This is a genomic window from Streptomyces sp. NPDC001153 (genome assembly GCF_053598315.1).
In genome coordinates this window covers 93,678-106,856 of sequence record NZ_JBSFJZ010000037.1, presented here as the reverse complement: position 1 = coordinate 106,856, position 13,179 = coordinate 93,678, and the positions used below count along the sequence as shown (strand labels likewise).

The 13,179-nt window shown below is 70.9% G+C and carries 12 protein-coding genes; 2 read left to right on the top strand and 10 right to left on the bottom strand.

Annotated elements, in window-relative coordinates; genetic code table 11:
• Positions 1 to 596 precede the first annotated feature (596 nt).
• Positions 597 to 1,625, top strand: coding sequence for a tryptophan--tRNA ligase (gene trpS, locus ACWDEN_RS34540; protein ID WP_351616495.1), 1,029 nt, complete (start codon positions 597 to 599; stop codon positions 1,623 to 1,625).
• 90 nt (positions 1,626 to 1,715) lie between these two features.
• Here trpS and proC read toward each other — a convergent pair whose 3' ends face one another.
• From proC to ACWDEN_RS34510, 6 genes are all read right to left on the bottom strand, one after another.
• Positions 1,716 to 2,528, bottom strand: a complete 813-nt coding sequence (gene proC, locus ACWDEN_RS34535) for a pyrroline-5-carboxylate reductase (protein WP_351616483.1) — start codon at positions 2,526 to 2,528, stop codon at positions 1,716 to 1,718.
• A gap of 100 nt (positions 2,529 to 2,628) precedes the next feature.
• Positions 2,629 to 3,420, bottom strand: coding sequence for an ABC transporter permease (locus ACWDEN_RS34530; RefSeq protein WP_351616480.1), 792 nt, complete (start codon positions 3,418 to 3,420; stop codon positions 2,629 to 2,631).
• Positions 3,417 to 4,217 carry an ABC transporter ATP-binding protein gene (locus ACWDEN_RS34525; RefSeq protein WP_450861798.1) on the bottom strand — a complete coding sequence of 267 codons (801 nt, stop codon included), beginning with the start codon at positions 4,215 to 4,217 and terminating at the stop codon, positions 3,417 to 3,419. Before ACWDEN_RS34525 ends, ACWDEN_RS34530 begins: the two co-directional genes overlap by 4 nt.
• A 113-nt stretch (positions 4,218 to 4,330) precedes the next feature.
• Positions 4,331 to 5,125, bottom strand: a complete 795-nt coding sequence (locus ACWDEN_RS34520) for a class I SAM-dependent methyltransferase (protein WP_450861797.1) — start codon at positions 5,123 to 5,125, stop codon at positions 4,331 to 4,333.
• A gap of 213 nt (positions 5,126 to 5,338) precedes the next feature.
• Positions 5,339 to 5,863, bottom strand: coding sequence for an EamA/RhaT family transporter (locus ACWDEN_RS34515; RefSeq protein WP_450861795.1), 525 nt, complete (start codon positions 5,861 to 5,863; stop codon positions 5,339 to 5,341).
• Positions 5,864 to 5,905: 42 nt separating this feature from the next.
• Positions 5,906 to 6,205 carry a hypothetical protein gene (locus ACWDEN_RS34510; RefSeq protein WP_450861803.1) on the bottom strand — a complete coding sequence of 100 codons (300 nt, stop codon included), beginning with the start codon at positions 6,203 to 6,205 and terminating at the stop codon, positions 5,906 to 5,908.
• 197 nt (positions 6,206 to 6,402) lie between these two features.
• On the opposite strand from ACWDEN_RS34510, the gene ACWDEN_RS34505 reads away from it, so the two are divergent.
• Positions 6,403 to 8,508 carry a serine/threonine-protein kinase gene (locus ACWDEN_RS34505; RefSeq protein ID WP_450861793.1) on the top strand — a complete coding sequence of 702 codons (2,106 nt, stop codon included), beginning with the start codon at positions 6,403 to 6,405 and terminating at the stop codon, positions 8,506 to 8,508.
• Positions 8,509 to 8,584: 76 nt separating this feature from the next.
• Here the strand turns inward: ACWDEN_RS34505 and ilvD are convergent, their stop codons facing one another.
• From ilvD to ACWDEN_RS34485, 4 genes are all read right to left on the bottom strand, one after another.
• The gene (gene ilvD / locus ACWDEN_RS34500; protein ID WP_450861791.1) at positions 8,585 to 10,438 is read right to left on the bottom strand and encodes a dihydroxy-acid dehydratase; all 1,854 of its coding nucleotides are present in this window, start codon (positions 10,436 to 10,438) and stop codon (positions 8,585 to 8,587) included.
• 166 nt (positions 10,439 to 10,604) lie between these two features.
• Complete coding sequence (locus ACWDEN_RS34495; protein WP_351616464.1) at positions 10,605 to 11,219, bottom strand: TetR/AcrR family transcriptional regulator; 615 nt, start codon at positions 11,217 to 11,219, stop codon at positions 10,605 to 10,607.
• Positions 11,216 to 12,040, bottom strand: coding sequence for a sugar phosphate isomerase/epimerase family protein (locus ACWDEN_RS34490; protein WP_450861789.1), 825 nt, complete (start codon positions 12,038 to 12,040; stop codon positions 11,216 to 11,218). The genes ACWDEN_RS34495 and ACWDEN_RS34490 overlap by 4 nt, the downstream gene beginning before the upstream one ends.
• A gap of 141 nt (positions 12,041 to 12,181) precedes the next feature.
• Positions 12,182 to 13,114, bottom strand: coding sequence for a Ppx/GppA phosphatase family protein (locus ACWDEN_RS34485; RefSeq protein WP_351616459.1), 933 nt, complete (start codon positions 13,112 to 13,114; stop codon positions 12,182 to 12,184).
• Positions 13,115 to 13,179 lie beyond the last annotated feature (65 nt).

Here is a 13,179-nt window from a genome sequence, read left to right as displayed (position 1 = left end):
CTTCCCTTCGGTGTTTCCGACTCTATCAGATCTTTTCTCGATCCGATTTCCTCGGTGCTTTCCAGGTTCCCGCTCTCGCGTTTCCCTTTCCGGCGGTTCCGACTCTATCAGATCCTTTCGGCGTCTGACTCCCAGTCAGGGGGCTTGTCTTCCCGGCCGTTGGGCCGTTCCGACGAGTGAGACTTTAGCGGATTCCCTGCTCCCGAGCTAATCGGGGGCGGCGCCCTTTCGAACGCGGATTCCTCATTCCGTAAATACGCATGACAAAGCAGTCGACACCTGAGCATCGATTGCTTGTTGGTACTTGCGGAGTGGCTGTCCGGGGACCGACCTAGATCGGCGCTCACGTCGGACAACCCGGAGAACACTACGGATCGGCGTGTCGTGTGTCAACTCTTGCGCTGGGAGCACTCCGGAGGCGTACGCTGATCGGTATGACGACGCGTACGTGTACCCAGCTCTGGTGGGCCGCCTGACGGCGGCCGTACTCACGTATGCATCCAACGGCCGCCGCTTCGGCGGCCGTTCTCGTATCTCCTCCGGACTCCGGGGGCCGGCCGCAGGAGCGGCGGTCCCGACCAGGAGGTGGAGTGGAGATGAAGCGGGTCTTCAGCGGGATTCAGCCGACCGGGAACCTGACGCTGGGCAACTACCTGGGAGCCCTGCGGCGCTGGGTCGAGACGGACCAGCACCAGGCCGACTCGGTGTTCTGTGTCGTGGATCTGCACGCGCTGACGGTGGACCAGGATCCGGCGCGATTGCGCAGGCTCAGTCGGCAGACGGCGACGCTGATGCTGGCGGCCGGGCTGGATCCCGAGGTGTGCACGGTGTTCCTGCAGAGCCATGTCGACGAGCACACGAGGCTGTCGTACCTGCTGGAGTGCGTGGCGACCGACGGTGAGATGCGTCGGATGATCCAGTACAAGGAGAAGACCGCGAAGGTGCGGGAGCGCGGCGGGACGGTGCGGCTGTCGCTGCTGACGTATCCGGTGCTGATGGCGGCGGACATCCTGGGGTACGGCGCGGACGAGGTGCCGGTCGGGGACGACCAGGTGCAGCATGTCGAGCTGGCGCGGGATCTGGCGGTGCGGTTCAACCAGCGGTACGGCCACACGTTCGTGGTGCCGAAGGCGACCCGGCCGGCGGTCGCGGCGCGGGTGATGAACCTGCAGAACCCGAGGTCGAAGATGGGGAAGTCGGACGACTCCGGGCTGGGGGTCGTCTATCTGCTCGACGAGCCGGACGACATGCGGAAGAAGGTCATGCGCGCGGTCACCGACAGCGGGCGGGACGTGGAGTACGCCCCGGAGGGACGGCCGGGGGTCGCGAACCTGCTGGAGATTCTCGCTGCGTGCATGGGTGGGAACCCTGAGTCACTGGCAGACGTTTACGACTCGTACGGCGCCTTGAAGAAGGACACCGCTGAGGCGGTGGTGGAGGTCCTCAGGCCCGTGCAGGCCAGGCACAGGGAGCTGTGCGCGGATCCTGCCTATGTGGAGGGGGTGCTGCGGGATGGTGCGGAGAAGGCGAGGGCGATGGCCCGGCCGACCGTCGACGCGGCCTACCGGGCGATCGGGCTGTTGCCGCCGGTGTTCGATACGGCGTTGAGCGGGGCCGGGCGTTAGGGCCTGCTCGCGTGGGCTCCGGCGGAGCCGGTGGGGCTTGTGCGTGCGGGGGCGGGCGGCTACCGGTGAGCCGTCGCCCCCGGCGCCCGGTCAGTCCTTCTTGCCGGAGGCGAGTTCGCGGCTGCGGTCGCGGGCGGCTTCGAGGGCGGCGATGAGGGCGGCTCGTACGCCGTGGTTCTCCAGTTCGCGGATGGCGTTGATCGTGGTGCCCGCCGGGGAGGTGACGTTCTCGCGGAGCTTGACGGGGTGTTCGCCGCTGTCGCGGAGCATCACGGCGGCGCCGATCGCGGACTGGACGATGAGGTCGTGGGCCTTGTCGCGGGGCAGGCCGAGCAGGATGCCCGCGTCCGTCATGGCCTCGACCAGATAGAAGAAGTACGCGGGTCCGGAGCCGGACAGGGCGGTGCAGGCGTCCTGCTGGGTCTCGGGGACGCGGAGTGTCTTGCCGACGGCACCGAAGATCTCCTCGGCGTGCGCGAGGTGCTCCTCGGTGGCGTGGCTGCCGGCGGAGATGACCGACATGGCCTCGTCGACGAGGGCGGGGGTGTTGGTCATGACGCGGACGACCGGGGTGCCTGCGGTCAGGCGCTCCTCGAAGAAGGAGGTGGGGATGCCGGCGGCGCCGCTGATGACCAGGCGGTCGGCGGGGACGTGCGGGGCGAGCTCGTCCAGAAGGGTGCCCATGTCCTGCGGCTTGACCGTGAGGATGAGGGTGTCTGCGGTCTTGGCGGCTTCGGTGTTGCTGACCGGGCTGACTGCGTAGCGGGTGCGGAGTTCTTCGGCGCGTTCGGGGCGGCGGGCGGTGACCAGGAGGTCGGCGGGGGCCCAGCCGGCCCGGATCATTCCGCTGAGCAGGGCTTCGCCGATCTTGCCGGTGCCGAGGACTGCGACTTTCTGGCTCATGGGGTCATCCTCGCACCGGGCCGTGAGGGTGCGGGGGCTTGTCCGGCAGGCGGAACGCGGGCGGGAGGCCGTCCGGCGCCGTGGGATCGGCGAAGGGCGATCAGGCCGTGCGGCGCCGGAGGGTGGCCGCGCCGAGGACCAGGACCAGCAGCGCGCAGCCGGCCACGATCAGGACGTCGCGGACGAAGGTCGCGGTCATGTCCGTGTGGTGCAGGACCTGGTTCATGCCGTCGACGGCGTACGACATCGGCAGGACGTCGGAGATGCCCGTGAGGACGGGGTGCATGTCGGACCGGGGAGTGAACAGGCCGCAGAGGAGGAGCTGGGGGAAGATCACCGCGGGCATGAACTGGACCGCCTGGAACTCCGAGGCGGCGAAGGCCGAGACGAACAGCCCGAGGGCCGTGCCGAGCAGGGCGTCGAGGAGGGCGACGAGGAGCAGCAGCCAGGCCGAGCCGGTGACGTCGAGGCCGAGCACCCACAGGGCGAGTCCGGTGGCGAGGGCGGACTGGACGATGGCGAGCGCGCCGAAGGCGAGGGCGTAGCCGGCGATGAGGTCGGCCTTGCCGAGGGGCATGGCGAGGAGGCGTTCGAGGGTGCCGGAGGTGCGTTCGCGCAGGGTGGCGATGGAGGTGACCAGGAACATCGTGATCAGCGGGAAGATGCCGAGCAGGGAGGCGCCGATGTTGTCGAAGGTGCGGGGACTGCCGTCGAAGACATAGCGCAGCAGGATCAGCATCAGGCAGGGGACGACGATCATCAGCGCGATGGTGCGCGGGTCGTGGCGGAGCTGACGCAGGACCCGGGCGGCGGTGGCGGTGGTGCGGCCTGTGTTGATGACACCGGTCGGGGCCGGAGCGGGCGTGGTGCTGGTGATGCTTGTCGTGCTCATCGGGTGTTCTCCTTGGGGCGGGCTGCCGCTGCTGCCTCGTCGACGAGGTGGAGGAATGCGGCCTCGACGGTGTCGCTGCCGGTGCGGGTGCGCAGGGCGTCCGGGGAGTCGTCCGCGAGGATCTCGCCCTGGCGCATGAGGAGGAGGCGGTGGCAGCGCTCGGCCTCGTCCATGACATGGGAGGAGACGAGGAGGGTGGCGCCGCGGGTGGCGGCGATGTCGTGGAAGAGGTGCCACAGGTCGCGGCGCAGGACGGGGTCGAGGCCGACGGTGGGTTCGTCCAGGACGAGGAGTTCGGGGGCGCCGAGCAGGGCCACGGCCAGTGAGACCCGGCTGCGCTGGCCGCCGGAGAGGTTGCCGGCGAGGGCGTCGGTGTGACTGGTGAGGTCGACGTCGGTGATGGCCCGGGTGACGTGTTCGTGGCGGCGTTCGGCGGCTGCGCGGCCGGGGTCGAGGATCGCGGCGAAGTACTCGAGGTTCTGGCGGACGGTCAGGTCGTCGTAGACGGAGGGGTTCTGGGTGACATAGCCGATGCGCGTGCGCAGGGCGGGGTGGCCGGCCGGGTGGCCGAGGACCTGAAGGGTGCCGGTGACCTTGGCCTGGGTGCCCACGATCGAGCGCATGAGGGTCGACTTGCCGCAACCGGAAGGGCCGAGCAGGCCGGTGACCTGGCCGCGGGGGACCGCGAAGGCGAGGTGGTGGAGGACTGTGCGGGGGCCGCGGATGACGGTGAGGTCGTGGGCTTGGACGGCCGCGGTGGAAGCCTCGGGGGGCGGGGCCGGCATGTAATTCATCATGCGATGAATAATGTGCCTGGAGGGTCTGCGCGTCAAGGGGCCGGCCGGGCACACAGACGGAAGCGGCGGCCGGGACGAACCCGGCCGCCGCTCCGGGCGGGCTTCTCGGCTGCTCAGGACTTGGCGGCGACGAGCAGGAGTACGTCGTAGGTCTCCTCGACCATGCCGTCCGGGAAGACCATCAGCAGATGGGCGCGCTCTTCTTCGAGGAAGGCGGTTCTGCGGTCCTCGGGCGTGAGGAGGAACGCCGAGTGGCTGCCGATGTTCGCCAGGTGGGTGTCGACGGTGACGCGGCGGCTCCAGCGGACCTCCCGACGGCGGAAGCGGAGACGGCCGCTGGGGTCGGCCAGCTCTGTGCGGCTGCCGTCCCGCTTCTGGGCGGCGATGTCCACGCCCAGGAAGCGGCCGATACGAACGGCGGCCTCGGCGTGCCACTCGACGTCCAGGGCGTCGCCGTTCCACCACAGCGCCAGCGCACCGCCCGGCCGCAGCACCCGCAGCGCCTCCGGCACCGAGCGGGCGGTGTCGGTCCAGTGCCAGGCCTGGGCGTAGGTGATGAAGTCGGCCTGGGCGTCGGCGATGGGGAGGGCGTTGCCGTTGCCGCGGACGATCGGGAGATGCGGCAGCCCGCGGCGGAACTCGGCGGTCATGCCCTCACCGGGTTCGACGGCGAGCACGTCGGCGCCGCGGGCCCGTAGGAGGGCGGTCGCGATACCGGTACCGGCCCCGACGTCCACGACCCTGGCACCGGACAGCGACCGGCCGGCCAGTTCCTCGACGGCGTCGAAGAGGGCGGGCGGGTAGGAAGGGCGGTTCGCGGCGTACTGGGCGGCGGCGGAGTTGAAGGAGTGCGCGCGGGCCGTGGGAGAGGACGGGGGCGTCGGTGAGGGCGGTTGCGTCACGGTCATACGGCCATGGTGGGGGCGGCGGGGAGGTGACGTCAGCGGGTTTTCGGCGCCGTCCGACCACGGGGCCAGGCGTCGCCGGCGGCACATCCGCTGTCCACGGCGAGCCCCTGGCGCCGGCCCCTGGTGACCATGGGAGACAGGCGTCACCGGCGCCTCTTCATCTCACCCCCGCGGGCGCCGTCGCCGGCCCCTGCTGACCGCCGGAGGCTCGTGTCACCGGCGTCGTTTCTTCTTCGACGGGTTGCCGGTGCGGCGGGAGGTTCGGCGGTCGTACTCCTCGCGGGCCTTGTCGTACTCCTCGCGGTGCAGTTTCTCGCCCGGGGCCTCGGTGAGGGAGCGGAGGAAGCAGGCGAGGAGGGAGCCGACGAAGCCGATGGCGAGCAGGCCGCGCAGGGAGGCCTGGCGCTGTGGGTCGTGGCGCTTGTCGAAGCCCTCCCAGGTGTTGCGGAAGGCGAGGGCGCTGCAGATCGCGAACATGGCGATGATCAGTACGGTGACGAAGGAGCCGGTGTCGGCGATCTGGAGGCCCTCGTAGGCGAGGCGGAGGACCAGGCAGGAGGCGACGGCCGCGGCGAGGGAGCCGACGGCGACGCCGACGCGGCGGGCCGCGTAGCCGTTGTCGTGGTTCACCCAGGTGGTGCCGAAGAAGCGGAGGGGCTCCGGGCGGGGCCCGCCGCCCTGGGCCGTGCCGTCCGAGGAGCCCGCCGAGGTGTCCGGGGTGCCGGTTTCGTCGCTCACGGAACGATTATGGCGCCGGGCGGGGGCGGGCTCCCGGTGGGGTCAGGCGCAGCGCGAGGCGACGTAGCCGTCGCTGCCGGTCTGGACGTAGGCGTCGGACACGTACTCGCCGCTGTCGATGTTGTCCCAGATGTTCGACGTGCCGTAGGGCCCCGTCACGGTCGTGCCCGGGGTCTGGCAGAAGATCGGTACGCGGATCCCCTCGGTGAGGACCCGGACGATGCTGTAGTTGGTGCCGGGGCCGCTGCGGACGTTCAGGCGGACACCCGGGGCGACCGGGTAGGTGTGGACGCCCGACTCCGGGGTGAAAGACTCGCTCTCGCCGCCGCTCGCGGCTTCCATGTGCTCGACAGACATGACAGACCTCCCCCGCTCGGCCCCACGACTGTGATGGGGCCCGTTGTTTCCCTCGAATCGCGTTCTGAAACACGCGTGTGCGTAACTCGCGCGCGAAGGCTAGCAAGCCGCCTCTGTCTCGCACGAGTCATCGACTAGGCTCCGTGCGTCGCGCGCGCGGACGAACAGCACGGGGGTGGTCCATGACGCCACAGCGCAGCACCGGAGCGGGCGCGGAAGCGGAACTTCCCGAATACGCCGGTCACTACCACCTGGAGTCCTGCCTGGGGTCCGGGGGCATGGGCGTGGTGCATCTGGCCCGCAGCACCTCCGGACTGAGGCTCGCGGTGAAGGTCGTACACGCCGAGTTCGCGAGAGACCGCGAGTTCAGAGGCCGTTTCCGGCAGGAGGTGGCGGCGGCCCGGAGGGTGAGCGGCGCCTTCACCGCGCCCGTCGTCGATGCCGACCCGGAGGCCGAACGGCCCTGGATGGCCACGCTGTTCATCCCCGGTCCGACTCTCTCCGAGTACGTGAAGCGGAACGGGCCGATGCCGGCGGCCCAGTTGCGGCGGCTCATGGCCGGTCTCGCCGAGGCGTTGCGTGACATCCATCGGGTGGGGGTCGTGCACCGGGATCTCAAGCCGAGCAATGTGCTGCTGGCCGAGGACGGGCCGAAGGTCATCGACTTCGGCATCTCCCGGCCGAAGGACAGTGAACTGCGCACCGAGACGGGCAAGTTGATCGGTACGCCGCCGTTCATGGCACCGGAGCAGTTCCGGCGGCCCCGGGAAGTGGGGCCGGCGGCGGACATCTTCGCCCTCGGGTCGGTGATGGTGCACGCGGCGACCGGGCGGGGGCCGTTCGACTCCGACAGCCCCTATGTCGTCGCGTATCAGGTGGTGCACGACGAGCCGGATCTGACCGGGGTGCCGGAGAGCCTCGCCCCGCTGGTGCTGCGGTGTCTCGCCAAGGAGCCCGAGGACCGGCCCACTCCCGACGAGCTGATGCGTGAGCTGCGGTCGGTGGCGGCCTCGTACGACACGCAGGCGTTCATACCGGCGCAGCGCACCGGGGACGACGCGCCGGCGCAGCAACCCTCCGTCGCCGAGCCGGTGCCCGGCTCCCGCCGCCGCTTCGGCGGGCGCGCGGCCCTCGGCGCCGGGGCGCTCGTCCTTGCCCTTGCCCTGGGTGGTGTGCTCACCGGGCTGCTGCGCGCCGGCGACGACGGTGTTCCCGTGGCCAAGGAGACCAGCGCCCCCACCACCGCCGCCGGGTTCTCCGCGTGGCACGCCAAGCCCATCGGGAAGGGCTCGGGGATGCCTCAATGCGTCCACGGGGCCGGGCGGTTGCTCTGCTTCCGTTCCGGCCTGGCGTTCGCCCTCGATCCCGCGGACGGCTCCCTCCTGTGGCGGCGGCCGGTCGCCGAGGAACGGACCAGCGACGCTCCCGCTCTCTCGGGCGGCCTCCTGCTGCTGCCCACGGACGGCGGCCGGCGAGTCGTGGCACTCGATCCCGCCTCGGGCAGGCCGCGTTGGCAACGGGCCATGCCCGCGAACACGGGGATACGGTTCATCGGGTCCATGCTCCTGGTCACCGGCACGGACGGGGCGGTCACCGGGGTGGCCGGGGCGACGGGAGAGACCAAGTGGCATCGCCGGGTGTCCGGGAGTACGACCCCTCTTCTGTCCTCGTACGACGGTGACCCGCTGGCCTATGCGACCAGCGCCTCGGCGCAAGGGGCGGACACGCTGGTCACGGCCCTGGACCCGCAGACCGGTGCCGTGCGGTGGGAAGCGCGGCTGAAGGGCCTGCTGCGGCCCATCGGCAGCCAGGGCCATTCCCTGTTCCTGCTGGCCCTCGACACCGTCTCGGGGGACGCGAAGGCCGTCGTCCGATACACACCGGCCGTGAAGGCCATGCGCCGCGTCGCTCTGTCCGTCCCGCTCACGGCACCCCACGCCGACGTACGCGGCGATGTCGTGCATCTGCTGGCGACCGGCGGCTCACTGGACGCCGTCGACCTCGGCACGGGCAAGTGGCTGTGGCACACCGAAACATCCGTGAGCCGCGGTTCGGTGCCGATCGCCTCCGCCGACCACGTCTACTTCACCGCTCCCGACGGGCGCCTGCTCGCCGTCGACGCACGCGACGGAAGCCTGGTGGGGCAGACACCGCCGCGGCTCGGTACGGACGCGGGCGAGGTCTCCGCCGCCCTGCCCAGCCCGCTGCTCGTCGGCACGCGTGTCTACGCCGCCTCCCCCGACGGAACCGTCTTCGCCGTGGACGGACGCGACCCGAAGGCCTGGTGACAGACGCCACCCGAGGACCTGGTGACATGCGAAGGGGCCGCCCCCGCGCCGGAGGCGGCCCCTGTCAGGTCGCTGCTCAGCCGAGCCTGGTGACGTCCCGCACCGCGCCCTTGTCGGCGCTGGTGGCCATCGCGGCGTAGGCGCGGAGGGCGGCGGAGACCTTGCGGTCCCGGTTCCTGGGGGCGTAGACGCCGTTCAGGGCCTGGTCGCGGCGGGCGAGTTCGGCCTCGTCGACGAGCAGTTCGATGGTGCGGTTCGGGATGTCGATGCGGATGCGGTCGCCGTCCTGGACCAGGGCGATGGTGCCGCCGGAGGCCGCCTCGGGGGAGGCGTGGCCGATGGACAGGCCGGAGGTGCCGCCGGAGAAGCGGCCGTCGGTGATCAGGGCGCAGGTCTTGCCCAGGCCGCGGCCCTTCAGGTACGAGGTCGGGTAGAGCATCTCCTGCATGCCGGGGCCGCCCTTGGGGCCCTCGTAGCGGATGACGACGACGTCGCCGTCCTTGACCTCGTGGGTGAGGATGCGCTGGACGGCCACCTCCTGGGACTCGCAGACGACCGCCGGGCCCTCGAAGGTCCAGATCGACTCGTCGACGCCGGCCGTCTTCACCACGCAGCCGTCGACGGCCAGGTTGCCCTTGAGGACCGCCAGGCCGCCGTCCTTGGAGTACGCGTGCTCGACGGAGCGGATGCAGCCGCCCTCCGCGTCCTCGTCCAGGGCCTCCCAGCGCTCGGACTGGGAGAAGGCCTCGGCGGAGCGGACGCAGCCCGGTGCCGCGTGCCACAGCTCCACCGCCTCCGGCGACGGCGAGCCGCCGCGGACGTCCCAGGTCTTCAGCCAGTCGGCCAGCGACGGGCTGTGGACGGCGTGGACGTCCTCGTTGAGCAGGCCCGCGCGGTGGAGTTCGCCGAGCAGGGCCGGGATGCCGCCGGCGCGGTGCACGTCCTCCATGTAGTACGTGCGGTTCTTCGCGACGTTGGGAGCCACCTTCGCCAGGCACGGCACCCGGCGTGAGACGGCGTCGATCTGCTCCAGGCCGAAGGGGACGCCGGCCTCCTGGGCGGCGGCCAGCAGGTGCAGGATCGTGTTGGTGGAGCCGCCCATCGCGATGTCCAGGGCCATGGCGTTCTCGAAGGCCTGGAAGGTGGCGATGTTGAGCGGGAGGACCGTGTCGTCGTCCTGCTCGTAGTAGCGGCGGGTGAGGTCCATGACCGTGCGGGCGGCGTCGACGTAGAGCTGCTTGCGCGCGGTGTGGGTGGCGAGGACCGAGCCGTTGCCGGGCAGGGACAGGCCGATCGCCTCGGTCAGGCAGTTCATCGAGTTGGCGGTGAACATGCCGGAACAGCTGCCGCAGGTCGGGCAGGCGTTCTCCTCGATGCGGAGGATGTCCTCGTCGGAGATCTTGTCGTTGACGGCGTCGGAGATCGCGTCGACCAGGTCGAGCGTGCGGACCGTGCCGTCGACCAGGGTGGCGCGGCCGGACTCCATCGGGCCGCCGGAGACGAAGACCGTCGGGATGTTCAGGCGCAGGGCCGCCAGCAGCATGCCCGGGGTGATCTTGTCGCAGTTGGAGATGCAGACCAGGGCGTCGGCGCAGTGGGCCTCGACCATGTACTCCACCGAGTCCGCGATCAGGTCGCGGGAGGGCAGGGAGTACAGCATGCCGCCGTGGCCCATGGCGATGCCGTCGTCCACGGCGATCGTGTTGAACTCGCGCGGGATGCCGCCCGCCTCCTTGATCGCCTCGCTGACGATCCGGCCGACCGGCTGGAGGTGGGTGTGGCCCGGCACGAACTCGGTGAAGGAGTTCGCGACCGCGATGACCGGCTTCCGGCCGATGTCCGCACCGGGTACACCGGAGGCGCGCATAAGGGCGCGGGCGCCCGCCATGTTGCGGCCGTGGGTGACTGTGCGGGACCTCAGCTCGGGCATCGTCGCTCGCTCCTCGAATGACCTTCTGGCAATGGGTCCAGAGAGTTCTGGCTGTCTACGAGACTACGCCGCCACTCCAAGGACTGGACACGGTTGTCCGGAATGCGGGACGCGCGTTTCACCTGTCCGTGAGGTCACCGGCCGGGGAGGTCACCAGCCGGTGAAGTCACCTGTCCGTGAGGTGGTGCTGTACGACGGGGGCGACGCGCGCGATGATCTGCTCCAGGTCCGCCGACGCCAGCGGCTCCAGTTTGATCACGTAACGCATCATCGCCACACCCACCAGCTGCGCGGCGGCCAGCTCGGCGCGCAGCTCCCGGTCCGGCAGATCCACCTGGGCGGCGACACGGCGCAGCAGCTGGGAGGCGATCAGGCGGCGGAACACGGCCGCGGCGGTCTCGTTGTTGACGGCGGACCGGACGATCGCGAGGAGCGGCGTACGGGTCGTGGGGTTCTCCCAGACACCGAAGATGAAGCGGGTCAGCCGCTCCCCCACCCCGTCCAGCGGGCCGGCGGCCAGCGCCTCGGGGGCGTGCAGCGCGGGCGCGAAGGCCACCGCGATGGCCGCTTCGAAGACCTGCTCCTTGGTGCCGAAGTAGTGGTGGACCAGCGCGGAGTCCACGCCGGCCGCCTTGGCGATGCCGCGCACGGACGTCTTCTCGTACCCGCGCTCGGAGAACTCCTCGCGGGCGGCGGCGAGGATCCGGTCACGGGTGTCGCCGGACTCGGCACGCGGGGGGCGGCCCCTTCTGCGGGCGCCCGGTTCACGGGTCTCGTTCATCGCCGGGGCACCCGTACCGCCGACGCCAGGTGTTTGCGGGTGAAGGCCAGGGCCTCGGCGAGGTCGGCCTCGCGCTCGGCGCCGGACATCGCACGCCGGGTGTTGACCTCGATGACGACATGGCCGTCGAACCCGGAGAGGGTCAGGTGCTCCAGCAGCTCGGCGCAGGGCTGGGTGCCACGGCCCGGCACCAAGTGCTCGTCCTTGGCCGAGCCCCGCCCGTCGGCGAGGTGGACGTGCCCGAGCCGGTCGCCCATGCGGTCGATCATCTCCAGGGCGTCCGTACGCGCCGTCGCCGTGTGGCTGAGATCGATCGTGAAGTGCCGGTAGTCGTGCCGGGTGACATCCCAGTCCGGGGCGTAGGCGAGCATCTCGCGGTCGCGGTAGCGCCACGGGTACATGTTCTCGACGGCGAACCGTACCTCCGTCTCGTTCGCCATCCGCCAGATGCCGTCGACGAAGTCGCGCGCGTACTGCCGCTGCCAGCGGAAGGGCGGGTGTACGACGACGGTGGAGGCACCCAGCTTCTCGGCGGCCGCCCGGGCCCGCTGCAGCTTGGTCCAGGGGTCCGTCGACCAGACCCGCTGGGTGATCAGCAGGCAGGGGGCGTGGACGGCCAGGACCGGGATGCCGTGGTAGTCCGACAGGCGGCGCAGCGCCTCGATGTCCTGGCTGACCGGGTCGGTCCACACCATGACCTCGACGCCGTCGTAGCCGAGGCGCGCGGCGATCTCGAAGGCCGTCGCGGTGGACTCCGGGTACACGGAGGCCGTCGACAGCGCGATACGCACGTCCCTTGGTTCAGCCACGTCCGTCACCATACGGTGTGCGGTGGTGCTGGTGTTGGGTGCCTGTTCGCCTTTGTGAGCTTTGCCATTCGGGCGGGTGCGGCGTGGTCGTGGTCGCCCGCGCCCACGCCGCGGAGCCGCATGTCGCACACAGCCCCGCACCCCGTCGAGGCCCTAATCGGACCCCATGTGATCGAGCCGCCGGAGAATCACGCCCTCACGCAGGGCCCACGGGCAGATCTCCAGGTTCTCCACCCCGAACAGGTCCATCGCCCCCTCGGCCACCAGCGCCCCCGCCAGCAGCTGGCCGGCGCGGCCGTCGGACACACCGGGAAGCTCGGCACGCTGCTCCACCGTCATGCCGGCCAGGCGCGGGACCCAGGCCTCCAGGGACTCGCGCTTGAGTTCGCGCTGCACGTAGAGGCCCTCGGCGCTGCGGGCCGCGCCGGCGATACGGGCGAGCTGCTTGAAGGTCTTGGACGTGGCGACCACGTGGTCGGGAGCGCCGAAGCGGCTGAATTCACCGACCGTGCGGGCGATCTCGGTACGGACGTGGCGGCGCAGGGCGCGCACGGCCTCGGGGGTGGGCGGGTCGCCGGGCAGCCAGCCCGCGGTGAGCCGGCCGGCGCCGAGTGGCAGGGAGACGGCGGCGTCCGGCTCCTCGTCTATGCCGTAGGCGATCTCCAGGGAGCCGCCGCCGATGTCCAGGACCAGCAGCTTTCCGGCGGACCAGCCGAACCAGCGGCGGACGGCGAGGAAGGTCAGGCGGGCCTCCTCGGGACCGGCCAGCACCTGAAGTCGTACGCCGGTCTCCTCCTCCACGCGCGCGAGGACCTCGTCGGCGTTGGTGGCTTCCCGGACGGCGGAGGTCGCGAACGGCAGCAGGTCCTCGACGCCCTTGTCCTCGGCGGCCTGGAGCGCGTCCTGGACCACTGCGACCAGCTTGTGGATGCCGCCCTCGTCGATGGCACCGCTGTCGTCGAGCAGTTGGGCCAGCCGAAGTTCGGCCTTGTGCGAATGCGCGGGCAGCGGGCGCGCGCCGGGGTGGGCGTCCACCACCAGCAGATGCACCGTGTTCGAACCCACGTCCAGGACACCGAGTCTCATATACGGAACGCTACTGCCAGATCGCCCGCCGACGGTCCCCGGAGCGGTCCTCGGCCACTTACCCT